General features: G+C 67.1%; 23 protein-coding genes and 3 tRNA genes. 14 read left to right on the top strand and 12 right to left on the bottom strand.

Going from position 1 to position 21815, the window contains the following annotated elements; genetic code table 11:
• Positions 1-201: 201 nt before the first annotated feature.
• Both ACYVG2_RS07765 and ACYVG2_RS07770 read left to right on the top strand, forming a co-directional pair.
• On the top strand, positions 202-468 hold the full coding sequence (locus tag ACYVG2_RS07765; RefSeq protein ID WP_448966612.1) for a hypothetical protein: 267 nt from the start codon (positions 202-204) through the stop codon (positions 466-468).
• 124 nt (positions 469-592) lie between these two features.
• On the top strand, positions 593-1708 hold the full coding sequence (locus tag ACYVG2_RS07770) for a fatty acid desaturase family protein (protein WP_460780767.1): 1116 nt from the start codon (positions 593-595) through the stop codon (positions 1706-1708).
• Between the two features lie 19 nt (positions 1709-1727).
• Here ACYVG2_RS07770 and ACYVG2_RS07775 read toward each other — a convergent pair whose 3' ends face one another.
• On the bottom strand, positions 1728-2666 hold the full coding sequence (locus ACYVG2_RS07775) for a ketopantoate reductase family protein (RefSeq protein ID WP_460780437.1): 939 nt from the start codon (positions 2664-2666) through the stop codon (positions 1728-1730).
• A gap of 91 nt (positions 2667-2757) precedes the next feature.
• Between ACYVG2_RS07775 and ACYVG2_RS07780 the strand changes: the two genes are divergently transcribed.
• Together ACYVG2_RS07780 and ACYVG2_RS07785 are read left to right on the top strand one after the other, a co-directional pair.
• Positions 2758-3306, top strand: a complete 549-nt coding sequence (locus tag ACYVG2_RS07780) for a TetR/AcrR family transcriptional regulator (RefSeq protein ID WP_460780438.1) — start codon at positions 2758-2760, stop codon at positions 3304-3306.
• A gap of 53 nt (positions 3307-3359) precedes the next feature.
• Positions 3360-3596 (top strand): hypothetical protein, encoded by a 237-nt coding sequence (locus ACYVG2_RS07785; protein WP_460780439.1) that lies wholly within the window; start codon positions 3360-3362, stop codon positions 3594-3596.
• Positions 3597-3633: 37 nt separating this feature from the next.
• Here ACYVG2_RS07785 and ACYVG2_RS07790 read toward each other — a convergent pair whose 3' ends face one another.
• Positions 3634-4059: a VOC family protein gene (locus ACYVG2_RS07790; protein WP_460780440.1), complete on the bottom strand. Its 426-nt coding sequence runs from the start codon at positions 4057-4059 to the stop codon at positions 3634-3636.
• Positions 4060-4156: 97 nt separating this feature from the next.
• Between ACYVG2_RS07790 and ACYVG2_RS07795 the strand changes: the two genes are divergently transcribed.
• The 3 genes from ACYVG2_RS07795 to ACYVG2_RS07805 are packed head-to-tail and all read left to right on the top strand — an operon-like array spanning position 4157 to position 7300.
• The gene (locus ACYVG2_RS07795) at positions 4157-5116 is read left to right on the top strand and encodes a helix-turn-helix transcriptional regulator (RefSeq protein WP_460780441.1); all 960 of its coding nucleotides are present in this window, start codon (positions 4157-4159) and stop codon (positions 5114-5116) included.
• A 9-nt stretch (positions 5117-5125) separates the two neighbouring features.
• Complete coding sequence (locus ACYVG2_RS07800; RefSeq protein WP_460780442.1) at positions 5126-6532, top strand: amidase; 1407 nt, start codon at positions 5126-5128, stop codon at positions 6530-6532.
• Positions 6533-6592: 60 nt separating this feature from the next.
• On the top strand, positions 6593-7300 hold the full coding sequence (locus ACYVG2_RS07805) for a spermidine synthase (protein ID WP_460780443.1): 708 nt from the start codon (positions 6593-6595) through the stop codon (positions 7298-7300).
• 96 nt (positions 7301-7396) lie between these two features.
• On the opposite strand, the gene ACYVG2_RS07810 is transcribed toward ACYVG2_RS07805, so the two are convergent.
• The 4 genes from ACYVG2_RS07810 to ACYVG2_RS07825 form a co-directional block, all read right to left on the bottom strand.
• On the bottom strand, positions 7397-9526 hold the full coding sequence (locus ACYVG2_RS07810; RefSeq protein WP_460780444.1) for an alpha/beta hydrolase: 2130 nt from the start codon (positions 9524-9526) through the stop codon (positions 7397-7399).
• Positions 9527-9809: 283 nt separating this feature from the next.
• Complete coding sequence (locus tag ACYVG2_RS07815) at positions 9810-11210, bottom strand: threonine/serine exporter family protein (RefSeq protein WP_460780445.1); 1401 nt, start codon at positions 11208-11210, stop codon at positions 9810-9812.
• A gap of 31 nt (positions 11211-11241) precedes the next feature.
• A complete protein-coding gene (locus tag ACYVG2_RS07820; protein ID WP_460780446.1) occupies positions 11242-11565 on the bottom strand; it encodes a hypothetical protein in 324 nt (107 codons plus the stop codon).
• On the bottom strand, positions 11562-12347 hold the full coding sequence (locus ACYVG2_RS07825; RefSeq protein WP_460780447.1) for a DNA/RNA non-specific endonuclease: 786 nt from the start codon (positions 12345-12347) through the stop codon (positions 11562-11564). Before ACYVG2_RS07825 ends, ACYVG2_RS07820 begins: the two co-directional genes overlap by 4 nt.
• 113 nt (positions 12348-12460) lie before the next feature.
• Between ACYVG2_RS07825 and ACYVG2_RS07830 the strand changes: the two genes are divergently transcribed.
• From ACYVG2_RS07830 to ACYVG2_RS07840, 3 genes are read left to right on the top strand one after another with little or no spacing between them, the layout of a single operon-like run.
• Positions 12461-12802, top strand: a complete 342-nt coding sequence (locus ACYVG2_RS07830; protein ID WP_460780448.1) for an ArsR/SmtB family transcription factor — start codon at positions 12461-12463, stop codon at positions 12800-12802.
• Positions 12799-13302, top strand: coding sequence for an SRPBCC family protein (locus tag ACYVG2_RS07835; protein ID WP_460780449.1), 504 nt, complete (start codon positions 12799-12801; stop codon positions 13300-13302). Before ACYVG2_RS07830 ends, ACYVG2_RS07835 begins: the two co-directional genes overlap by 4 nt.
• Positions 13302-13922 carry a dihydrofolate reductase family protein gene (locus ACYVG2_RS07840; protein WP_460780450.1) on the top strand — a complete coding sequence of 207 codons (621 nt, stop codon included), beginning with the start codon at positions 13302-13304 and terminating at the stop codon, positions 13920-13922. The genes ACYVG2_RS07835 and ACYVG2_RS07840 overlap by 1 nt, the downstream gene beginning before the upstream one ends.
• 290 nt (positions 13923-14212) lie before the next feature.
• On the opposite strand, the gene ACYVG2_RS07845 is transcribed toward ACYVG2_RS07840, so the two are convergent.
• From ACYVG2_RS07845 to ACYVG2_RS07855, 3 genes are all read right to left on the bottom strand, one after another.
• Positions 14213-14285 (bottom strand) — tRNA-Phe (locus tag ACYVG2_RS07845).
• 72 nt (positions 14286-14357) lie between these two features.
• Positions 14358-14431 (bottom strand) — tRNA-Asp (locus tag ACYVG2_RS07850).
• A 27-nt stretch (positions 14432-14458) separates the two neighbouring features.
• Positions 14459-14531 (bottom strand) — tRNA-Glu (locus tag ACYVG2_RS07855).
• Between the two features lie 210 nt (positions 14532-14741).
• Between ACYVG2_RS07855 and ACYVG2_RS07860 the strand changes: the two genes are divergently transcribed.
• Entirely contained in the window at positions 14742-16163 is a 1422-nt protein-coding gene (locus ACYVG2_RS07860; protein WP_460780451.1) for a peptidoglycan DD-metalloendopeptidase family protein, read from the top strand.
• Between the two features lie 69 nt (positions 16164-16232).
• Here ACYVG2_RS07860 and ACYVG2_RS07865 read toward each other — a convergent pair whose 3' ends face one another.
• Together ACYVG2_RS07865 and ACYVG2_RS07870 are read right to left on the bottom strand one after the other, a co-directional pair.
• On the bottom strand, positions 16233-16724 hold the full coding sequence (locus ACYVG2_RS07865) for an inorganic diphosphatase (RefSeq protein ID WP_448966596.1): 492 nt from the start codon (positions 16722-16724) through the stop codon (positions 16233-16235).
• Positions 16725-16767: 43 nt separating this feature from the next.
• Complete coding sequence (locus ACYVG2_RS07870) at positions 16768-17379, bottom strand: TMEM175 family protein (RefSeq protein WP_460780452.1); 612 nt, start codon at positions 17377-17379, stop codon at positions 16768-16770.
• Between the two features lie 64 nt (positions 17380-17443).
• Between ACYVG2_RS07870 and tilS the strand changes: the two genes are divergently transcribed.
• A complete protein-coding gene (gene tilS, locus ACYVG2_RS07875; RefSeq protein ID WP_460780453.1) occupies positions 17444-18436 on the top strand; it encodes a tRNA lysidine(34) synthetase TilS in 993 nt (330 codons plus the stop codon).
• A gap of 57 nt (positions 18437-18493) precedes the next feature.
• Here the strand turns inward: tilS and ACYVG2_RS07880 are convergent, their stop codons facing one another.
• Positions 18494-19087, bottom strand: coding sequence for a DUF937 domain-containing protein (locus tag ACYVG2_RS07880; protein WP_460780454.1), 594 nt, complete (start codon positions 19085-19087; stop codon positions 18494-18496).
• An 85-nt stretch (positions 19088-19172) separates the two neighbouring features.
• Between ACYVG2_RS07880 and hpt the strand changes: the two genes are divergently transcribed.
• Both hpt and ftsH read left to right on the top strand, forming a co-directional pair.
• The gene (gene hpt / locus ACYVG2_RS07885; protein WP_448966592.1) at positions 19173-19724 is read left to right on the top strand and encodes a hypoxanthine phosphoribosyltransferase; all 552 of its coding nucleotides are present in this window, start codon (positions 19173-19175) and stop codon (positions 19722-19724) included.
• 73 nt (positions 19725-19797) lie between these two features.
• On the top strand, positions 19798-21813 hold the full coding sequence (gene ftsH, locus ACYVG2_RS07890) for an ATP-dependent zinc metalloprotease FtsH (protein WP_460780455.1): 2016 nt from the start codon (positions 19798-19800) through the stop codon (positions 21811-21813).
• Positions 21814-21815 lie beyond the last annotated feature (2 nt).

The following is a 21815-nucleotide window of genomic DNA, read 5'->3' on the forward strand; positions in this document are numbered from 1 at the left end:
GATCGACGCCGATCGGCGCCCTCGGGCGTTTTCGGGTAGACTGGTGGCGCAACGTGAAGGATTCGCCGCGATTCGGCGCATCACGTCGCCACTGATCAGGGCCGTAAAGGACCGCTCGCACCGACGCGCGCGGCATCCGCTCTCGATCTCGAGAACATGAGGCGCGCATGCGCGCGCCCACCACAAGCAATGAGCATCACAATGAGCAGTACATCCATCCGTCCACACGCACCGCTGAACTGGAAGCAGGCAGACGACTTCGTGCACGTCGCGACCCGCGACGGCGAATTCGCCGGCTTCGTCGAGTTCGACGGCACCGAGTACATCGTCCACGACAACCACGGCAACGAACTGGGTGCCTTCGCGACGTCCTCGGACGCGCGCCGCGCACTCGACGGCACGCCCCGTCGCATCAACCGTTCGATCGCGCAGACCCTGCGCCGGCATCTGAGCCGCGCGCGCTCCTGAAGTTCATCTGCGAACCCCTTATGTATACGTGAGGACGCATACGCGTCGCGTTAGCCTAAGGTAAGCGATCGGCACCTGCCCTTGGCTTTCACAGCTCAAGGGCTCCGATCGACAGGAGAGCAACATCTCCACCTCAACGGTCGTCGAAACGACCAGCACTCTCGGACCGGTACGTCAGACGTACTCCGGCAATGCGGATTTCCCGCCCATGGCGCGCGCTTTCAAGAACGTCTCGCAGGTCGTCCGCGAGACAGGGCTCCTGCAGCGCACCGGATGGTTCTACCTCCTCACCGCAGTGGGCATCGCGCTCGCCCTCGGCGGGGCCGTCACCGGATTCATCCTGCTCGGGGACAGCTGGTTCCAGCTGCTCATCGCCGGCGCCCTCGGCATCATCTTCACGCAGATCGCCTTCCTGGCGCACGAGGCTGCGCATCGGCAGATCCTCACCTCGGGGCCGGCGAACTTCCGTCTGGCCCGCATCCTCGTCGGACTCGTCGGGATGAGCTACTCCTGGTGGGACAACAAGCACACCAAGCACCATGGCAACCCCAATCAGGTGGGCAAGGATCCCGACATCGAAGTCGACACGATCTCCTTCCTCGAAGAGGATGCAGCCAAGTCCCGTGGCCTGATCCGCATGATCACCCGCAAGCAGGGCTGGCTGTTCTTCCCACTGCTCACCCTCGAGGGCCTGAACCTGCACTACCTCGGTCTGAGGTACCTGCTCACGAAGAAGGGCGTCAAGGGCCGCTGGATCGAACTGTCGCTCATCACCGCGCGCCTCGCAGCAGTGCTGGTGCCCGTCTTCCTGCTTCTTCCGCTCGGAATGGCGTTCGCCTTCATGGGCGTGCAGCTCGCCGTCTTCGGCGTGTACATGGGTGCCGCGTTCGCCCCGAACCACAAGGGCATGCCGATCATCGAGCCTGGCGCCCGGCTGGACTTCTTCAGCAAGCAGGTGCGCACCTCGCGCAACATCTCCGGCGGCTGGTGGGTGACCATGTTCATGGGCGGCCTCAACTACCAGGTCGAGCATCACCTGTTCCCGAACATGCCCCGCCCTCACCTGGCGAAGGCCAGGGAGATCGTGCGCGACTACTGCCTCGCCAACGACGTGCCGTACACCGAGACCACGCTTCTCAAGTCGTACGCGATCGTCATCCAGTATCTGAACCGGGTGGGACTCTCTGCGGGTGCCGATCCGTTCGACTGCCCCGCCGTGGCGCAGTTCGGTCGGGCGTAGCAGACGCCCCCACGGGTTGTCAGCCGCCCGAGAGGACCGCATCCAGGCGCGGGGTCGGGATACCGAGCCTGCGGGCGTCTCGTGATCCGTCTCGGAGCACCGCCTGCGGTTCGGGTGCATCCGGATCGGTATGGGCTGCCAGGCTGACCCGGGCGATCCGGAAACGGGTGGACGCCCACGCGATCACGGCGCTCGTCTGCGCAGGCAGGCGAAAGGGCAGGACCGCACTCCGGTGCCGACGCAGGTCGATCCCGCGCGCCTCGAGCAGGGGCAGCAGTTCACGACCGATCAGGAAAGCGTCTCGGAATGCCTGTCTGTCGCCGACCATGTTCGCCAGACCGCCGTATCGACGGCCCTGAGCATGCATCCCGACGTCGGCGATGAAGTGCAGCCACAGCCACCCGCGGATGTCCTTCTCCTCACGGACGACGAAGCCCGCCTGTCGGAACAGATTCCGCACGGCGATCTCCCGTGCGACGGGCGCTGTGCCGGACGTGCCGAGGATCACGGTGCGCATGACGGCGCCATGCAGGACTCCCGCGTCATCGAAACCGCCACCGGCCTGCGGGAAACCGAACAGGATCTGACTCGCCGGGATCGGGGCGACCGCCGCGAGGGGCTCGTCCCACACGTTGCCCAGCACGAGCACCGTCGCGTCGCCCAGGCGGGGAGCGATGTACTCGGAGGCGGCCGAGAGGTGATGATGGCCGACGCTGAGTACGACGAGGTCGAACGCGTCCGATGGCTCGAACGACTCTCGCAGTCGGGTGCGGACGACGTTGCGGGACTCACGGCCGAGCGGCGTGCGGCGCGCATCCAGGAGCTCCATCACCACCTCGTCGCCGTACTGCTCGGCGCGTCCTTCGCGGACGTGGAACTCGACGTCGTGTCCGGCATCCTGCAGTGCGTGGGCGTAGATCGTCGAGATCACTCCACGGCCGAACATCAGTACTCGCATGTCGAGCCTCTCTTCGCCGATTCCAATAAGTGGAGACGATCTCCGGATGCTACGATATGGAAACCATCTCCGGATGTCAAAGGGAGAGCACATGGCGGAAGAACGTGCGATGAGGGCGGATGCCCGCCGCAATCGGGACGCGATCGTGGCAGCAGCACGGGCGGCGTTCGACCGTGGCGATCAGTTGCGGTTCGACGACTTCGCGAGCCGCGCAGGAGTCGGCGTCGGAACCCTCTATCGGCACTTCCCGACCCGAGAGGCGCTGGCCGCGGCGGTGTATCAGGGCGAGGTGCTCGCTCTCTGCGAGCGGGCACGCACATCGACAGAACCCGCGGCGAAGGCCCTCGAAGCCTTCCTGCGCGGCTTCGTGGAGTACGTCGTGGCGCATGCCGCTTTGGCTCGGACGCTTGCCGCTCTGGTGGGGCCTCATGTCCAGGCCGACGGCGGAAACGAGCTCGAGCTCACGGTCGCCGGACTGATCGAACGAGCCGCTGCTGACGGTGCCATTCGCGAACAGGTCTCCGCGGGTGCGGTGATGGTGGTCCTGCACGGGATCGGGTCAGCGGTCGACCGGCCGCTGTGGGAAACAGAGTCGAGGGCCGCCGTCGAACTGCTGATCGACGGGATCAGCTCGCGCTGACGAGCAGCCAGGGTGCTCTTCCGGCAGCACTCCGCGTTCGCTACTTTGTGGGCATGGACAACGACTATTCAGGAATGGCCGCAGGCCTCGGGATCGGTGCGATCATCTTCGGCCTGGTGATCTACCTCGGAACCATCGCCTTGATGCTGTGGATCGGATATCTGGTCATGCGCACTGCCGTGAAGAACGGCATCCTTCGCGCGGATGCGGAACGTGCCGGACAGCGACCCGGCGGCCCGTACGCTGGGCCGCCGAGCACCCAGCATCACGGCATACCGCCGAGGCAGTGACCCTGGGTGCGGGACCGCGGCCCCGCACCCCGAACGATCAGCTCGCAGGCCAGGCCGCCTCGACGTCGAGAACCCAGGTGACGCCGAAGCGGTCCTTGAGCATGCCGTAGAGCGGCGCCCACGCGGCCTGCGCGAGCGGGACGACGATGTCGGATCCCTCGACGAGACGCTCCCAGTAGCGGGTGATCTCGTCGGCGTCGGCGCCGCGCACCGACACGAACACAGGAATCGTGCCAGGGGCGTGAGGGGTGTGCGAGGGCACGTCGTACGCCATGACTCGGAAGCCCTCGGGTGAGGCGACCTGTCCCCACATGATCTGCTGCGCCTCGTCGGCGGCGGTGACGCTGTGCGCGTCGGCGTAGGTGATCGCGGTGAGGTCGCCGCCGAAGACGCCCTGGTAGAACTCGAGCGCTGCTCGGGCATCGCCGCGGAAGTTGAGGTGAGTGGTGGTGGTGATCGACATGGTCGCTCCTCGCTGTCTGGCCGGTGGATCCCGGTGATGACCACGCTGTCAGCAGTACAGGTCGGTTTCTGTCCCCTACTGGATCTAGTCTGAGAGCATGGCCTCGACCACGTCGCGATTGCTCATGCTGCTGTCGCTGCTGCAGACGCGGCGCGACTGGCCGGGTGGGGCACTCGCCGAGCGCCTCGAGGTCAGCTCCCGCACGGTGCGCCGGGACATCGACCGGCTGCGCGAGATGGGGTACCGGGTACAGGCGGCGAAGGGGCCGGACGGCGGGTACCGCCTCGACGCGGGCTCGGAACTGCCGCCGCTGCTCTTCGACGACGACCAGGTGATCGCGATCGGGTTCGCGCTGCAGTCGGCGACCGCGATGGGCGCAGGCATCGAAGAAGCGGCGGTTCGTGCACTGACGACCGTGCGGCAGGTCATGCCGTCACGACTGCGGCACCGCCTCGACGCGCTGAAGGTCACCCCGCTGCGCATGGACGACGCGGATGCGGCATCGCCGGACGTGCTGGTCGCGCTCGCCGCCGCGATCCATGCGGAGGAGACGCTGAGGTTCGACTACGGCGCCTCCGAAGACCGGCGACGCGTCGAACCGCATCACCTGGTGACCTCGGACGGGCGCTGGTATCTGATCGCGTGGGATCTCGACAAGGACGACTGGCGGATCTTCCGCGCCGATCGCATCGTTCCGCGCATCCCGAACGGCCCACGGTTCGCCCAGCGGGACGTGCCGGGCGGCGATGTGCGCGCGTTCGTCGCGGCACGGTTCAAGGGGTCTCAGGGACGTGACGTCTGGCCGTGCCGTGGAAGGGCGATCGTCGACCTTCCCCTCCCGGTGGTGCGCCCTTTCCTCGGCGATGCAGTCGCCGAGGCTGTGGACGAAGGACGGACGATGATCGACGCGGGCTCGTGGTCATGGGTCGCTCTGGCGGCGTCGTTCGGCCGGTTCGACGCGGCGATCACGGCGATCGAGCCGCCCGAGCTGGCGGAGGCGTTCGCGACGCTGGCCGACCGGTATGGATCGGGTGCTCGCGGCAGCACGCGCCCGTAGGCTCGAGGCATGGCTGAGCTCCACGACCTGACGGCGATCGAACAACTCGCGGCGCTCCGCGCGCGTGAGATCAGCCCGGTCGAGCTCACCCGCCATTACCTCGATCGCGTCGCTAGACTGGACGACGGCCTCGGCGCGTTCGTGCATGTGACGGCGGATGCTGCGCTCGCACGCGCGGCCGCGCTCGGCGACCAGACGCCGGAAGGGGCGCTGTGGGGCCTGCCGTTCGCCGACAAGGACCTCGTGCCGCGCGCCGGTGTGCCGACGCGGTTCGGGTCGCGTCTGCACGCGGAGTTCATCCCGGATGCCACAGCGGATCAGGCCGCAGTGCTCGACGAGGCCGGCGGGATCAGCCTCGGCAAGACCAACACCCCGGAGTTCGGGCTGACCGGATACACCGAGACGCAGATCGCTCCGCCCGCGCGCGATCCGTGGAATCCGCTCAACGGGGCAGGCGGATCGAGCGGCGGAGCCGCGAGCGCTGTGGCGGCCGGACTGCTTCCGCTCGCCCCGGCATCGGACGGCGGCGGTTCGATCCGCATCCCCGCCGCGACCGTCGGCGTCGTGGGGCTCAAACCGTCGCGCGGAAGGATTCCGTTCGCCTCAGGCCTGGACAGCCCCGGTGGCCTCCCCGTGGCGGGCCCGATCGCCCGCACCGTAGCCGATGCGGCGCTGCTGCTCGACGTGCAGGTGCACGGGCGACCCTATTCGTACGCGACAGCGGCCTCCGGCTCCGGTCGCTTCGCGGACGCCGCGACGGCGGTACCGGCATCCGCTCGCGTCGGCGTCACGACCGTATCGCCATGGGATGACGCCGAAGACATCCGTCTCGATGCCGAAGCGGCGCGCGCAGTCGACATCGCGACGGCGCTGCTGGCGGATGCCGGGCACGGCGTCGATCCGTTCGACTGGCGCCCGCGCGGTTACGCGGAGATGTTCACAACGATCTGGCGCACGAGCGCTGCGCGGATGAATCTGTCGGATGCAGAGCTCGAGCTCGTGGAGCCGATCACCGCGTGGTTGGCGCGTGAGGGACGCGCGCTCACGGGCACGCAAGTGCTCGAGGCCCTCGCCGCGGCGACGGTCTTCGAGCGTGAGACGATCACCGCCTTCGCGCCGTTCGACGTCGTGCTGACTCCGGCTCTGGCGCTGCCACCGCAGCCGGTCGGCTGGTTCCATGCGACGGATGCGGCGGAGAACTTCTCCCAGCAGGTGCGCTACGCGCCGTACTCGAGTTTCGTCAACGTCGCAGGCCTGCCCGCGATCGTGGTGCCCGTGACGCTCAGTGCATCCGGTCATCCGGTGAGCGTGCAGCTGGTCGGTCGGCCGGGCGGGGAAGCAGCGATCATCGCGCTCGCCGCAGAGCTGGAGCGCGGTGCAGGTCCGATGCCGAGGCCGGACGTCTGGCGGGAGTGACGCATGGCGATCCGGGTCTGCCGGCGCGGGTAGGGTGAGGAATGACGGAGGGACGCCGCAGTGATCACTCGGTTCGAAGAACTCGACTGGCAGTCCACACCGATCGGCGACCTCATGCTCAGGCGCCGCACCGAGCCCGCGGTGGGTCGGGAGATCTACGAGGTGAAACTCGGCGACGAATACCTCATGTCGAGCCTGTTCACGGTGGCCGAGGAGGAACTCGCGCACCTGGGGCTCGCCGCAGTCGAGGGTGAGGATCTCTCGGTTCTCGTCGGAGGCCTCGGGCTCGGATACACCGCTGTCGCCGCGCTGCGCGACGAGCGGGTGCGCGCGCTCACGGTGATCGATCGGCTCGGTGCCGTGATCGGCTGGCACGAGCGGATGCTGCTCCCTGCGTCGACCGCGCTCGTGGGAGATGCACGGACGACCCTCGTGGAGGACGACTTCTTCGCCGTGATGCGGGCCGCGCCCGCGGAAGGGCGCGGCGGCTATTCCGCCATCCTGCTCGATGTGGACCATTCCCCGCGGCATCAGCTCGACCCGACGCATGCCGATCTGTACGACGCCGCGGGACTGCGATCACTCGCCAGGCACCTCGTGCCGCGCGGTGTCTTCGCGCTGTGGTCGGATGACCCGCCCGATGACGACTTCATGGTCGAGTTGAACGACGTCTTCGACGACGCGGCGGCGCACGTCGTGGACTTCGACAATCCGGTCACGGGCGGTGTGTCGTCGAACACGATCTACGTCGGTCGCAGCCGCAGCTGATTCCCGCAGGGGCGGAGACGCACGAGTGGCGTCGCTGCTTCTCCGTGTCGAAGAAACAGCGACGCCACGCCGTGCTGATCAGTCAGACTCGGTCATTCACTCCTGAAACAGGCGAGGAGCGAAATCGATGAGGTTCTTCTGCCAGACGTCCCACCCGTGCGGGCCGGGCGTCACGCCGTCGAACTCGTACTCGAGACCGATCGCGTCCATCGTCGCGAGCGAGGTCATCATCCCCTGGTAGACGAAGTCGGTGATGTCACCGATGTAGAAGCGGATCATGTCGGTGTTGGCGTTGATCGCTTCCACGTCCAGTCCGTCTCCGCTGCCGAACCCGGCCGAGAAGACGCCGATCGAGGCGAACTGCTCCGGATGCGCCTTCATCACCGACAACGTGCGTGCGCCACCGGCCGAAAGACCGGCGAGTGCCCGCTGTTGCGGATCGCTGCTCACGTTGTAGTTCTGCTCCGTCGCCGGGACGACGTTCTCGAGCAGCTCCTTCGGATAATCGCTGACATTGCCGTTGGGCATCACCACGACCATCGGCTCGATGGAGCCGTCGAGGAAGAGGTTGTCGAGGATCTGACGCGTACGTCCGACCTCCACCCAGTCCGTCCAGCTCTGCCCGCCACCGTGGTTGAGCACGAACAGCGGGTAGGCCTCGGCGCGGTCGGCGTCGTAGCCAGGAGGCGTCCACACGTAGGCGCTGCGTTCCTGACCGGCGACCGTGCTCTGGTACGTCATGACGTCCAGTCCGCCGCCCTGGCCCTCAGGAACGTCGGTCAGCAGACGAGACTCCTCGCCCTCCACGAGGAACGTGCTCCACATCGGCTCCGACGTCACCGACGTCGGGTTCGACGTGTCCTTGACCGCTTGCCGATCGACGATCAGACGGTAGTGGTAGAACCACGGGTCCAGCGGACCGATGGTCGTCTGCCAGCGATCGCCGACCTTGTTCATCTCCACGCGCAGCCAGCTGCCGCCCGGAGCGATGTTCGCCCACACCGAGACGTACTCGGCGTCCGCGAACTCGGCAGTCGTCACGAACGTCACGAAACCGTCATCGCTGATCCACGGCGTCGGCGTGGTGCCGGATGCCGGCGTCTCGAAGCGCTCGGTGAGCGCGGTGTGCCCCTCGCTCATCGCCGGATCGGATGCTTCGCCCGTGAACAGACGAGGGGCGAAGTCGATCAGGTTCTCCTGCCAGGCGTTCCAGTTGTGGCCTGCGTCGGGGTTGACGCCGTCGAACTGGTACTCGAGGCCGAGCTCGTCGAACTTCTGGAACGAGTCGTAGACGTCATTGTGCGCAGCATCCGTCGCATTGCCGACGTAGACGCGGAACAGGTCGGTCTTGTTGTTCATCTTCTTGACGGGGATGTCGTCGAGCTCGCCGAAGCGGCCCGCGCCGAAGGTGCCGATCGCCGTGAACTCACCGGGGAGCTCGCTGAAGACCTCGAACGTCTGACCGCCGCCCATCGACAGGCCGGCCAGTGCGCGCTTGTTCCGAGACGGCGAGACGTTGTAGGCGTTCTCGACGGCGGGGACGATGTTGTCCATCAGCTCGGCCGAGAAGTCCGAGACGTTGCCGTTGCCCATCACGACGAGCATGTCCTCGAGCTGTCCGGACAGCCAGAGGTTGTCGAGGATCTGCTCGGCCCGGCCGACCTCGACCCAGTCGCGGTAGCTCTGCCCGCCGCCGTGCTGCAGGTACAGCACCGGGAGCTTCTTGCCCTTGGGCGTGTATGTCGGCGGCACCCAGACGAGCGCTTCGCGTTCCTCGTTCTCGACGGAGCTGTCGTAGGTCAGCGTCTCGATCGTGCCGGCGTCCTCCGGGGCGTCCGCGAGCAGCGCGGCGGACTCGCCGGGGATGAAGAACGTGCTCCACTCCGGCTCGGATGCGACGCTGGTGGGGTTGCTCGCATCCTTGAGCACCTTGCTGTCATCGCCGGTGACCTGGTAGTAGTACAGGCCGGGCTCGAACGGGCCGTACGTCGCGGTCCAGTTGGCGCCGCTGCGCTGCAGTCCGATCTGCGCCCAGTTGTGGGACGGGCCGAAGTTGCCCTCGACGACGACCTGCGACACCGGTCCGACCGCCTCCTCGACCGCAGCGCCGGGCACGCTGATCCTCAGGTAGCCGTCATCCTGCACGGTCACCCAGGGGGTGGTCGCGGCGGACACAGGGGCGGCGAAAGCCAACCCTGCGACGGCGACCAGGGCTGCGGTGAGCAAGGCCGCCGCCCTTCGCGTTCTTCCGCGCCGGCTCGAACGCCGACTCTCGGATGTGATCTCCATCGATTCCTCATCTCGTGTGTGACTCGGCCGACTCGGCAAGGCGCTGGGCGCGACCCGTGTCCGAATCGGATGGGGGAGTACGGATGAATCCGCTGCGATGAAATTTACAACGTCGTAAATCCGTACGCCGACACTCTTGCAGGCCAGGATGCCTCAGGTCAATGGCAATTTCCAACGTTGTGAAGAAATGGCATGCTGTTCTGAAGAAGGGCGAAGGATCTCAGCGCCGGACGCGGGCGCGCGACTTCGCGACGCTGGCGAGGGTCTCGCGCAGCGGGGTGCCGAGGTAGAGCCCGAGTGACGCGCCGGCGGCCAGCCCGATGCCGATCGAGCCCGCGAGCACGAGCGGACTGATGCTGACGAGCATCCCCTCGGCCGTGCCGTCCGAGTCGACCATCCCGAGCAGACCGCGGAAGACGGCCGAACCGGGAACGAGCGGAACGATCGCCGCCGTCGTCACGGCGACCGACGGCACGTGGAAGTTCCGGGCGATCAGGATGCCGATGAAGCTCGCCATGAGCGCGCCGACGCCGCTCGCCGCTGCCTCGTGGATGTCGAGCAGGATCGCGAGGTTGTATCCGACGATCGCGATCACGCTGAGTCCCGCGCTGACGAGGATGATCAGTGCACCTGCACCGTTGAACAGTGCGACCGCGATGGCGATGATCACGGAGCCGGCGATCTGGTGGGCGAGGCTGCCGAAAGGCAGGATGTCGTCGGGCAGCGCCATGCTGAACCCGGCCAATCGCGCGAGTTCGAGTCCGATGAGGATGCCGAGGACGACGCCGACGGTCTGCATCGTGAGGTCGAGGATGCGACCGCCTGCGGTGAGCGCGAAACCGTCGATGGCGTCCTGGGCAGCACCGACGACGGTGAGGCCGGAGAGCATCAGCACGATGCCAGAGGCGACGATGATCGACGGTTGCACATCATCGAAGGGCGCGATGCCTGCGGCGCCGAGCGCCGAGGTCGCCGTCGCGATGACGGTGATGACGAACGCGCCGGCGATCTGGCTGAAGAACGACGGCACCTGCAGGCGTGCGAGACCCGCCTGGGTGAACGCGGCGCACAGGGCCGCGATGAAGGTCAGCAGGATGATGATCGGCGAAGCTGCGAGCAGGATGGCGACGCCGACGGTGAGCAGCGCGCGGGCGATGATCACGACGAGCGGGCGGTACAGGAACGGCGTGCGCCGGATGATCCGGAAGGCCATCCGCGCGGCATCCAGGTCGAGTCCTTCGGTGATGTCCACCAGCAGTGCCTGCAGACGCTGCAGCTTGGCGTGATCGGGGGATGCGGCGCGCACGACCCGCATCAGGGTCGTCGGCCAGTCCTCCTCGCCGCGATGGTACGAGACGCTGATCGCGTTGAAGGTGACTTCGACGTGCACGCCGGTGAGCCCGTACACGCGGGCCACCCTGGTGATCGCGAAGGTGACGTCGTGAGCAGAGGCGCCGACCGCGAACATCGACTCACCGATCCGGAGCGCGAGGTCGAGGATCTTCACGACGACGGTCTCACCCAGTACGGGGTGCATCTCGGTGAGCGCGACCTTCGACGGATCGGTGCGGATGGCGCGACGGACGGAAGTCAGCAACCTCCACTGGCGTTCGGGAGACATACCTCCATTGTGTCGAGGAGGTGCCCGGGCGTCACCCCTGCGGCGGCGCGGCGGGGCGAAGTCGCCCGGGTGAGAACGGTAGAACCGGCGCGCGGTACTCGAGCGCTGACGTGCCGGGGTCGAGCGCGAACTCGGCCTCGCCGAAGCGCCACAGCCTGTTGAAGAGGAAGACGCCCAACGTCACCTTCTCGTCGGCAGAGACCTGCCAGGTTCCGAGGCCCCACTGCGTCGGCTGACCGCGTCCGCCGATCACGAGGGTCGGCCTGACTCCCGCGTACAGGGCGAACCAGGGTCGGTGCATCGTGAGTTCGATACGGCGGGTTCGGGCGCCGGTCGTCGCGCCGCCCTCGCTCACAGGACCACGTCGTCTGCGGTGGTCAATGCGCGCCAGGCGTCCGGGCGCGCGGTCCGCGCCGCCAGCACATCGGCGTCCGGCAGCGCCCCGAAGTCGACGCCGGTCAGGTCGGCGATGTCCGTGATGGGTGCCTGGAAAGTGCGGAACGCCCCCAGCGGCGGTGCGGCGAGAACGCCTTCAGAGGTGTCGACGAGCTCGGACTGATCCAGGATGAAGCCGGTCGCGGCGAGCCCGTCCGGGCCCTGCCACGCGGCGACCTTCCAGAACCGGAGGGGGATGAGGATGCCTCGGTAGGGCGGATCGCCGTCGGCGAGCACCGGCGCCGTGAAGACCGACACCCGCTGATCGGTCGTCTCGGCGTACTCGAGCACATGATCCTCGAGACCGAGCCAGAGTTCCTTGGACTGGTTGAAGCCGGCTGCCTGCGGTGCCGCGTTGGGGTAGAAGAACGTCGCCTCCGTGGCGTCGCGAGCCTCATCGGCCGTGCCCCAGCCTGGGTCGCGGCGGCGCACGAGGTGACCGCGGTCGAGGTCGTTGCGAGCATAGACATCCGCGCCGGTCTGCTCCTCCGCCGGGATCCTCGTGTCCAGACGCCAGTCGCCGGTACGCGAGACTTCGCGAAGTCGTGCGCCGTCGATGTTGACGCCGGTGACTGCGGCGAGCCTGCGCTGCGGCTCGAGCAGCACGGAGAACCGGGGATAGGTGAGCTCCGTGACCTCCGGTGCGGGGCGGGGCATCGGAAGCGGCGTGGCCAGGAATCCGGCGTCGTACCCATCGGTCATGTGTCCATCGTGCCGGATATCCGGTCGCGCCGTGGACGATGGCTGCGCCGGCCGGGTGAACTTCCGTCGGCGACTCTTGAAACACTTGCCTATATGGGTATATGTTGTCAGGCATGGCACGCGCAGCGACGACCTCGGATGTGTTCAACGCGATCGCCGAGCCTCGCCGCCGGCAGATCCTCGTGCTGCTTCGGTCCGGCGAGATGCCGGTGACCGAGCTGGCACGCGAACTGGACCTGCCGCAGCCCGGGGCGTCGAAGCATCTTCGGGTGCTGCGAGAGGTCGGCCTCGTGCGGGAGCGCAGGTCGGGGAAGCAGCGTCTGTACGGCATCGACGCGCGAGGGCTGCGATCGGTGCACGAGTGGACCGGCGGCTTCGAGCAGTTCTGGAACGAGAGCTTCGACCGCCTCGATGCCTATGTGCAGGAACTCAAACAGGAACGAGAGGAATCATGATGGATTCGACGGCTTCTTCGTCGATGTCGGAGACGGCTGAGCGTGAGATCGTGATCGCACGCCGTATCGATGCTCCGCGCGAGCTGGTGTTCGAGGCGTTCACCGAGGTGCGGCATCTGTCGCGGTGGTGGGGACCGGACGGGTTCACCACGACCACGAGGGCTTTCGAGTTCCGGGTGGGCGGCGTGTGGGATTTCGTGATGCGCGGACCGGACGGCACGGACTATCCGGAGTGGATCTCCTGGACTGAGATCGTTGCCCCGGAGCGGATCGTCATGCTCCACGGCGAGCACGCCGATGATCCGGACGCCTTCGAGTCGGTTCTCACCTTCGAACCTGAGGGCGAAGCGACACGGGTCGAGATGGTCACGGTCTTCCCGACCGCGCAGTTGCGCGACGAGGCGATCGAGAAGTTCGGTGCGATCGAGGGCGGCACGCAGACGTTGGGCAGTCTCGCCGCGTACGTCGAGCACGACCTTCGCGAAGGAGGCGAAGGCTGATGTCCGGCACGGTGTTCTTCAGCGTGTCGATGTCGTTGGACGGTTTCATCGCTCTCGAATCGTCGGAGGAGCTGATGGGGCAGCAGTGGATGGAGTTGCAGCAGTGGATCTTCCGGCAGCGGCACTTCCGCGAGAACCTGCAGATCGGCAAGGGCGGGGAGGAGGGGCGGGACAACGACATCGTGCGGGAGACGTTCGAGCGCACTGGTGCGAGCGTGATGGGGAAGCGGATGTTCGACGCAGGCGAGGCGATGTGGCCTGAGGAGCCGCCCTTCCACACGCCCGTGTTCGTCGTCACTCATGAGAGCCGCGAGCCGTGGGTGCGACCGGGCGGCACCACGTTCCACTTCGTGAACGACGGCATCGAGTCCGCGTTCGAGCAGGCGCGCGCGGCCGCGGGCAGCCGGGACGTCCGGATCGCCGGCGGCGGCCAGACGATCGTCGAGTACCTCAATGCAGGACTGGTCGACGAGTTCACGGTGTCGTTGTCGCCCGTGCTCTTCGGCGCCGGCATCCGATTGTTCGAGGGAATCGACTCGGCGCACGTCGCGCTGGAGCAGGTCGGCACCGAGGCCTCACCGAAGACGACGCATCTCAGGTACGCGGTGCGAATGCGGTGAGCGGCAGCGGCTGAGGGGCTGGGCGGCTGAGCGGATCGGGCGCGGCTATGGACTTCGGAGCGAAGAAGACTTTCGGGGCTCAAACGGCACGCGCAGCCCCGAAACTCTTCTTTCATCAGCGCGCGACGCTGTTTCACGCATGGGCCTAGCCCGGGCTGACCCTTTACCGGCGCAGAATCGGCACAAGCCCGACGAGAAGTCGGCGCTCCACTGTTTTCAGGGCAAAGCAAAACCCCCGCCATGTAGAAGCTAGGCGAGGGTTTCTGGGGTGATTGTAACGATCACCCTTGTGGCTCCGACGGGCGTCGATCCCGTGACCTCACGATTTTCAGTCGTGCGCTCTACCAACTGAGCTACAGAGCCATGCGGCACATCGTAAATCCGCCGCAACCTAGACGAAAGGCCCTCTTCGAAAAAAGGGCCCGTCGCTTAGAGCGACCCTGACGGGACTTGAACCCGCGACCTCCGCCGTGACAGGGCGGCACGCTAACCAACTGCGCTACAGGGCCATGCTTTTAAATTGTATATCGGACGAGTGACCCCAACGGGATTCGAACCCGTGCTACCGCCGTGAAAGGGCGGCGTCCTAGGCCGCTAAACGATGGGGCCGAAGGGCGTCCCGGGGGACTTCCTTGCCGACGCTCAAGCATAAGGGATGTTTTCCCCAAAATGCGAATCGAGGGCGCGTCGTGCTGTCGCCCGGGCGTTTCCGGAGGACGATGGGATGCGCCCGCCATGTCACTGTGTCCGCTCAAACCCTGTTGCGGATGTTAAAGATGTTGTTACTGTGGCATGAGTGAAACCTGTGGAAGGGGCCGTGTGAACGACGAGCAGTCCGCGATGGATGCTGCGCGCGAAGCGGGGGACTCCTGCGGCTGCGCGCCGAGCATGGCTGAACGGCGTACCTTCTGGCAGAAGAACACTCTCACCCGCCGCAACGCACTCGGATTGGGCGCCCTCAGCGTCGCCGCCCTGAGCGCCTTCGGCATCGGCTCCGGTGTGAACGCTGCGTACGCGGCGTCGTACCCGAGCTGGGACGACGTGCAGCAGGCCAAGAACAATGAGGCAGCGAAGGCCGCGGAAGTCACGCGCATCCAGAACCTCATCAGCTCGCTGACGCAGAAGGTCGCCGACACGAAGGCCGCGGCCGAGGTCGCCGGCAACGAGTACTACGCCGCTCAGCAGGCGTTCTTCGATGCGATCACGAAGGCCAACGAGCTTCAGGCGCAGGCCGATGCTCAGGCGAAGATCGCCGAAGAATCCGCCACCAAGGCCGGGCAGGTCGCGGCGCAGCTGTACCGCAACGGCGGGGATGACACCGCGCTGGAGCTGTTCTTCGCCGGTTCCGCAGCCAACGCCGACCAGCTCCTCTCCCGCCTCGGCACGATGGACAAGCTCCTCGAGTACAACCAGTCGGTCTACGACGACGCCGTCGCGGCCCGCAACTCCGCGCAAGCGATCAGCGACCAGGCTCAGGTCGCCCGTACCGAGCGCGACCGTCTGCAGAAGGTCGCCGAAGAGAAGATGATCGCGGCGCAGGCCGCTGCCGAAGCAGCCCAGGCCGCGCTCGACGAGCAGACCAAGTACCTCACGACGCTCGAGGCGCAGCTCGCCGCCCTTCAGGACACGACCGCGAAGACCGTCGCCGACTACCAGGAGGGCGTCCGCGTGGCCGAGGCCGCGCGCATCGCTCGGGAGAAGAAGGCCGCTGCTGATGCCGCAGCCGCGGCGGCTGCGGCTGCCGCTGCCAACAACAACAACGGTGGCGGCGGAGGCGGCGGCGGTGGCGGCGGTGGTGGCGGCGGCGGCGGAGGCGGCGGCGCAGGATCCGGCGGATGGCGCCGTCCGCACGGCGGATGGCGCAGCTCCGGCTACGGGCCCCGCTCGTCGCAGTGCGGCTCGCAGGGCTGCTCGTCCAGCTGGCACTACGGCGTCGACCTCGCGAACGGCTGCGGAGCGCCCATCTTCGCGGCCAACGCGGGAACCGTCGATTACGCCGGCTGGAACGGCGGCTACGGGAACTACGTCCGCATTCAGCACGGCGGCGGCGTCGGCACCGGCTACGGCCACATCAGCTCGTTCGCGGTGCGCAGCGGCCAGTGGGTCGAGTCCGGACAGGTCATCGCGTACGCGGGCAACACCGGCGGATCTTTCGGATGCCACCTCCACTTCGAGGTGTACATCTGGGGCTCGTACACCAACCCCATCGACTTCATGGGCGCGCGCGGCGTCTCGGTCTGAGCTGCCGCGACCACGAAGAAGCCCCCGTTCCGCTGCACAGCGGCCGGGGGCTTCTTCGTGGTCGAAAGCTCAGTGAGCCGTCTCGCCTGCGCGGACGATCGCCTCATCGAGGATGCGCTGCGCCTCGGCGGCGTCACCCCACGCGTCGACCTTGACCCACTTGTTCGGCTCGAGGTCCTTGTAGTGCTCGAAGAAGTGCTCGATCTCCTTCTTCGTGTACTCGGCGAGGTCGCCGATGTCCTGGATGTGCGCCCAGCGCGGGTCCTTCGACAGCACGGCGACGAGCTTGTCGTCTCCGCCGGCCTCATCGCTCATCTTGAGCACGGCGACAGGGCGGACCTCGACGACGACGCCGGGGTAGATCGCGTGGTCGAGCAGCACGAGCACGTCCAGCGGATCGCCGTCCTCGCCCAGGGTGTTGTCGAAGTAGCCGTAGTCGGCCGGGTATCCGAAGGTCGTGTACAGCACGCGGTCGAGGTGCACTCGCCCGGTCTCGTGGTCGACTTCGTACTTCACGCGGCTGCCGCGCGGGATCTCGATGACGGCGTCGTGTGCGCCCATGCGTGTGCTCCTCAGGAAAGACGGGTGGATGCCGGGGACAAGCCTACCTGTGCACTCGATCCAGCAGTTTCTCGAGTGGACTCGAGAACACGAGCAGCAGCAGCGCGAAGTAACCGACGACGTGGACCCACGCAGCGATCGGCAGCGCGATGCAGAACAGGATGATGGCCGCGACGTCTCCGATCACTCCGCGCCGGAGACGCTCGGCGGTGAACTCCGTCAGCTCCAGATGCCGCATCAGGTACAGCTTGCCGGCGAGTGTCGTCGCCTGCGTGAGGATCAGCGTGCCGATGTACAGCAGCGCCTGCAGCGGGTCCGTCTCCATCTGGCCGAGCATCGCCGTCGGCACCGGCAGCCACACGATCGTGAGCATCCACGCCACGTTGATCCACAGCAGAGGACTCGAGATGCGCAGGACCTTCTCGTACTGCCGATGGTGCTCCGTCCAGAACACCGCTATCAGCACGAAGCTGAGCACGAAGCTGATGATCTGGCCCTGGTGCTCGGCCAGGAACTCTCCGGTGGGGATCTTGTCGGTCGCAGCCTCGGAGACCGACTCGAGAAGCGGCAGGATCAGCAGCGTCATGGCGATCGCCACGACGGCGTCGACGAAGGCCTTCAGCCGCTCGGGAGCGAACGTGTTGTGCTCGGTCACAGGCTCAGACTAGAGCCGCACACGATGCCGCGGATAGGCGCTACCGGTGCCGTACCGTTGTGCTGTGCCTTCCTTGTCGCCCGCCATCGCCGAGATCCGACTCGCTGTGCGCACCGCACTCGTCGAACTGCCGGAGGGGTCGACAGTCGTGGTCGCGCTCTCCGGGGGCGCGGATTCCCTGGCCCTCGTCGCTGCGACCGCTTTCGAGGCGCGTGCGCAGGGCATGCAGGTGGTGAGTGCGACGATCGATCACGGACTGCAGGACGGCTCGGCGGATGTTGCCGCCGCTGCCGCCGCGCACGCTCAGGCCCTCGGCATCCGCTCCGCGATCGAACGCGTGCAGGTGCGCCACGATGCCGACGGCCCTGAGGCGGCGGCCAGGGACGCGCGCTATGCCGCGCTTCGCCGCGTCGCCGCGGAGCAGAAGGCGACCGCAGTGCTGCTCGGGCACACGCTCGACGACCAGGCCGAGACGGTGCTGCTGGGTCTGGCCCGCGGCGCCGGTGCGGCGAGCCTGCAGGGGATGGCGCCGAGCCGCGTCGACGACGACGGGCTGATCTGGCTGCGTCCGATGCTCGGAGTGCGGCGGGTGACGACTCGCGAGTTCTGCACGGCATCCGATCTCGCGCCATGGGACGACCCGCACAATCTCGACGGCCGATTCGCGCGTGTTCGAGTACGGGAGCGTGTGCTCCCGGTGCTGGAGAAGGAACTCGGCCCTGGCATCGCAGAGGCGCTCGCGCGAACCGCGACGCAGCTCAGGGAGGACACCGAGGCGTTCGACGAGATGATCGGCGAGACGATCGAGGACATCGTCGAGCACGCCGAGGCCGGGATCTCCGTCAGCGTCGCCGCGCTCGCGGCGAACCCGACGGCTCTGCGCAACCGCATCATCCGACTCGTCGCCCACAGCGAGTTCGGGGCGAGCCTCACGCGCACCCAGACGACCGAGGTCGCCCGCCTCGTCACCGAGTGGGCGGGCCAGGGGCCGATCGACCTGCCCGGATGCTCGGCCGCCCGGATCGGGGGCCGCATCGTCTTCACCGCGCGTTCCTGAGGAACACGCGCCGGTACGGCGGGCTCAGGAACCGCTGAGCCCGCCGGAGCACCCGTGCTACTTCTTGCCGCCGAAGATGCTGCCGATGATCCCGCCGAGGTCGATGCCGCCGCCGGTGCCGCCGGAGGACGAACCGCCGCCGAGGATCCCGCCGAGCAGGTCGCCGATGCCACCGCCCGAGCCGCCCTTGTCGCCGCCGCCGATCAGACCTCCGATGAGGTCGCCGATGCCGCCACCGGACTCCGCGCCCTCGGTCGTCGTCTTCTCCTTGTTCTTGTTCGCGATCAGGCCCATGATGATGGGCGCCAGGATCGGGAGGAGCTTGCCGAAGTCGATTCCGGCGGTCTTCTCCGACGCGTTGAGCTTGGAGGTGACCTCCTGCTTCTGGTCGCCGAGGACGTGCGTGACGATCTTGTCGCCGTCGGCCTGATCGACCTCGTCCACGGTGGAGACGCCGGTCTTGCCCTCGTGCTTCTTCAGCGCGTTCTGGATCGCCGTCGAGCCTTCTTCGCTCGCGGCGTTCTTCGCGAGTCCGCCGAGCAGCACCGCACCGCCCTGCTCGACCGCGGCCTTCGCGACGTCGGGCGTGACGCCCAGCTTCGCCGCGATGTCATCGATCGGCACCTGCGTGAGGATGTCGTCAAGAGCCATGGGATTCCTTCCTTCGGCGGGCGTCCGCGCGCCTCACCGCTCACAGTAGTGCGCGCGCACAGGATCGTGTCACTAAAATCGATGCATGCGCGCGGCTGAGATCCAGGACGACCTATCCGACATCCTCGTCACCGAGGAGGAGATCAAGGCGAAGCTCGCCGAGCTCGCCGCCCAGGTCGCGAAGGACTACGAGGGCAAGGACCTGCTTCTCGTCGGCGTCCTCAAGGGCGCCGTGATGGTGATGGCCGACTTCGCGCGCGAGCTGCCGTTCCACGCTCCGATGGACTGGATGGCCGTGTCCAGTTACGGGTCGAGCACGAAGTCCAGCGGTGTTGTGCAGATCCGCAAGGACCTCGACACCGACCTGCACGGCAAGCATGTGCTGATCGTCGAGGACATCATCGATTCCGGCCTGACCCTGAGCTGGCTGCTGGAGAACTTCGAGTCCCGCGGACCGGAGTCGATCGAGGTGCTCGCGCTGCTGCGCAAGCCCGATGCCGCGAAGGTCGAGATCGACTGCAAGTACGTCGGCTTCGACATCCCGACCGAGTTCGTCGTCGGGTACGGACTCGACTTCGACGAGCGCTACCGCAACCTGCGCGATGTCGCCGTGCTCGCGCCGCACGTGTATTCCTGATTCCGCGTCGCGGCGTACGCCGTGGGCGAATCCCAGCGGACCGTAAAGATCGGCGCGATACGCTGAACGGATCATGGACGTGAAGAAGATCACCCGGAATCCACTGGTGTATGTGGCGCTGATCGGTGTTTTGCTGTTCGGCGGGTTCCTGCTGATCTCGAACCTCGGCGCACCCAAGACGATCACCACGCAGCAGGGACTCGACCTGCTCGCGGGTGACACGGTGACCGAGGTGACGAACACCGACGGCGATCAGCGCGTCGACATGACGCTGTCGAAGGCGTTCGAAGACTCCAAGACCGTCCAGTTCTACTACGTCGACGCACGCGCCGACGAGGTCGTCGAGGCGATCACCACCGCCGACCCGAAGGACGGCTTCAACGACGTCGTTCCTCGCGCCACCTGGTTCGACGGTTTCCTCTCGCTCCTTCTCCCGCTCGTGCTCCTCGGCCTGTTGTTCTGGTGGCTGCTCTCGTCGATGCAGGGCGGCGGCGGCAAGGTCATGCAGTTCGGCAAGTCCAAGGCCAAGCTCGTCAACAAGGAGACCCCGACGGTCACCTTCGCCGATGTCGCGGGCGCGGATGAGGCGATCGAAGAGCTCGAGGAGATCAAGGAGTTCCTGCAGGACCCCGCCAAGTTCCAGGCGATCGGCGCCCGCATCCCGAAGGGCGTGCTGCTGTACGGCCCTCCAGGAACGGGTAAGACCCTCCTCGCCCGCGCCGTGGCCGGAGAGGCCGGCGCACCGTTCTACTCGATCTCCGGTTCGGACTTCGTCGAGATGTTCGTCGGCGTCGGCGCCTCCCGCGTGCGCGACCTGTTCAATCAGGCCAAGGAGAACGCCCCGGCCATCATCTTCATCGACGAGATCGACGCCGTCGGCCGCCACCGCGGTGCAGGCATGGGCGGCGGCAACGACGAGCGCGAGCAGACGCTGAACCAGATGCTCGTCGAGATGGACGGCTTCGACCCGAACGCGAACGTCATCGTGATCGCGGCGACCAACCGTCCCGACATCCTCGACCCCGCGCTGCTGCGCCCCGGTCGCTTCGACCGTCAGATCGGCGTGGACGCGCCCGACCTCAAGGGCCGCCTGCACATCCTGCAGGTGCACGCCAAGGGCAAGCCGCTCGCCAAGAGCGTCGACCTCGAGGTCGTCGCCCGCAAGACTCCGGGCTTCACCGGTGCCGACCTGGCCAACGTCCTCAACGAGGCAGCCCTGCTCACGGCGCGTTCGAACGCCCAGCTGGTCGACAACCGCGCCCTCGATGAGGCGATCGACCGCGTGATCGCCGGCCCGCAGCGGCGCACACGCGTCATGAAGGACCGCGAGAAGCTCATCACGGCCTACCACGAGGGCGGCCACGCGCTCGCCGCAGCGGCCATGAACTACACCGACCCGGTGACCAAGATCACGATCCTGCCCCGAGGCAAGGCGCTCGGCTACACGATGGTGATGCCCGTCGACGACAAGTACTCCGTCACCCGCAACGAGCTGCAGGACCAGTTGACCTACGCCATGGGCGGCCGCGTCGCGGAGGAGCTCGTGTTCCACGACCCCACGACCGGTGCATCGAACGACATCGAGAAGGCGACGAGCATCGCCCGCAAGATGGTCATCGAGTACGGCATGACCACCGACCTCGGCCCGGTCAAGCTCGGCTCCGAGGGTGGCGAGCCCTTCGCGGGACGCGACATGGGCCGCGGTCGCGAGTACTCGGAGTCGATCGCCGAGCGCGTCGACACCGAGGTGCGCACGCTCATCGAGCAGGCGCACGACGAGGCGTACCAGGTGATCAGCGACAACCGCGACATCCTCGACCGTCTGGCCCTCGCGCTGCTCGAGGAGGAGACTCTCGATCACAACCAGATCGCCGAGATCTTCACCGACATCCGCAAGCTTCCCGAGCGGCCGCTCTGGCTGTCGAGCAACGAGCGACCGGTCTCCGACCGTCCGCCGATCGACGTGCCGACGCGCGTGATCCCCGTCGACGCCGCGGCCTCGATGGACGGATCGGCCGATGCCGCGGCATCCCGCGGCCAGACCGGCACCGCGCACGCATCCGGGCAGGCCCGGCCGGCGACGGCCTGATC

The organism is Microbacterium shaanxiense (assembly GCF_054779995.1).

Coding starts and splice junctions, on each gene's coding strand:
- ACYVG2_RS07765 (WP_448966612.1), top strand. CDS start 202: ATGAGCAGTACATCCATCCGTCCACACGCACCGCTGAACTGGAAGCAG.
- ACYVG2_RS07775 (WP_460780437.1), bottom strand. CDS start 2,666: ATGCGAGTACTGATGTTCGGCCGTGGAGTGATCTCGACGATCTACGCC.
- ACYVG2_RS07780 (WP_460780438.1), top strand. CDS start 2,758: ATGGCGGAAGAACGTGCGATGAGGGCGGATGCCCGCCGCAATCGGGAC.
- ACYVG2_RS07785 (WP_460780439.1), top strand. CDS start 3,360: ATGGACAACGACTATTCAGGAATGGCCGCAGGCCTCGGGATCGGTGCG.
- ACYVG2_RS07790 (WP_460780440.1), bottom strand. CDS start 4,059: ATGTCGATCACCACCACCACTCACCTCAACTTCCGCGGCGATGCCCGA.
- ACYVG2_RS07795 (WP_460780441.1), top strand. CDS start 4,157: ATGGCCTCGACCACGTCGCGATTGCTCATGCTGCTGTCGCTGCTGCAG.
- ACYVG2_RS07800 (WP_460780442.1), top strand. CDS start 5,126: ATGGCTGAGCTCCACGACCTGACGGCGATCGAACAACTCGCGGCGCTC.
- ACYVG2_RS07815 (WP_460780445.1), bottom strand. CDS start 11,210: ATGTCTCCCGAACGCCAGTGGAGGTTGCTGACTTCCGTCCGTCGCGCC.
- ACYVG2_RS07825 (WP_460780447.1), bottom strand. CDS start 12,347: ATGACCGATGGGTACGACGCCGGATTCCTGGCCACGCCGCTTCCGATG.
- ACYVG2_RS07830 (WP_460780448.1), top strand. CDS start 12,461: ATGGCACGCGCAGCGACGACCTCGGATGTGTTCAACGCGATCGCCGAG.
- ACYVG2_RS07835 (WP_460780449.1), top strand. CDS start 12,799: ATGATGGATTCGACGGCTTCTTCGTCGATGTCGGAGACGGCTGAGCGT.
- ACYVG2_RS07840 (WP_460780450.1), top strand. CDS start 13,302: ATGTCCGGCACGGTGTTCTTCAGCGTGTCGATGTCGTTGGACGGTTTC.
- ACYVG2_RS07865 (WP_448966596.1), bottom strand. CDS start 16,724: ATGGGCGCACACGACGCCGTCATCGAGATCCCGCGCGGCAGCCGCGTG.
- ACYVG2_RS07880 (WP_460780454.1), bottom strand. CDS start 19,087: ATGGCTCTTGACGACATCCTCACGCAGGTGCCGATCGATGACATCGCG.
- hpt (WP_448966592.1), top strand. CDS start 19,173: ATGCGCGCGGCTGAGATCCAGGACGACCTATCCGACATCCTCGTCACC.
- ftsH (WP_460780455.1), top strand. CDS start 19,798: ATGGACGTGAAGAAGATCACCCGGAATCCACTGGTGTATGTGGCGCTG.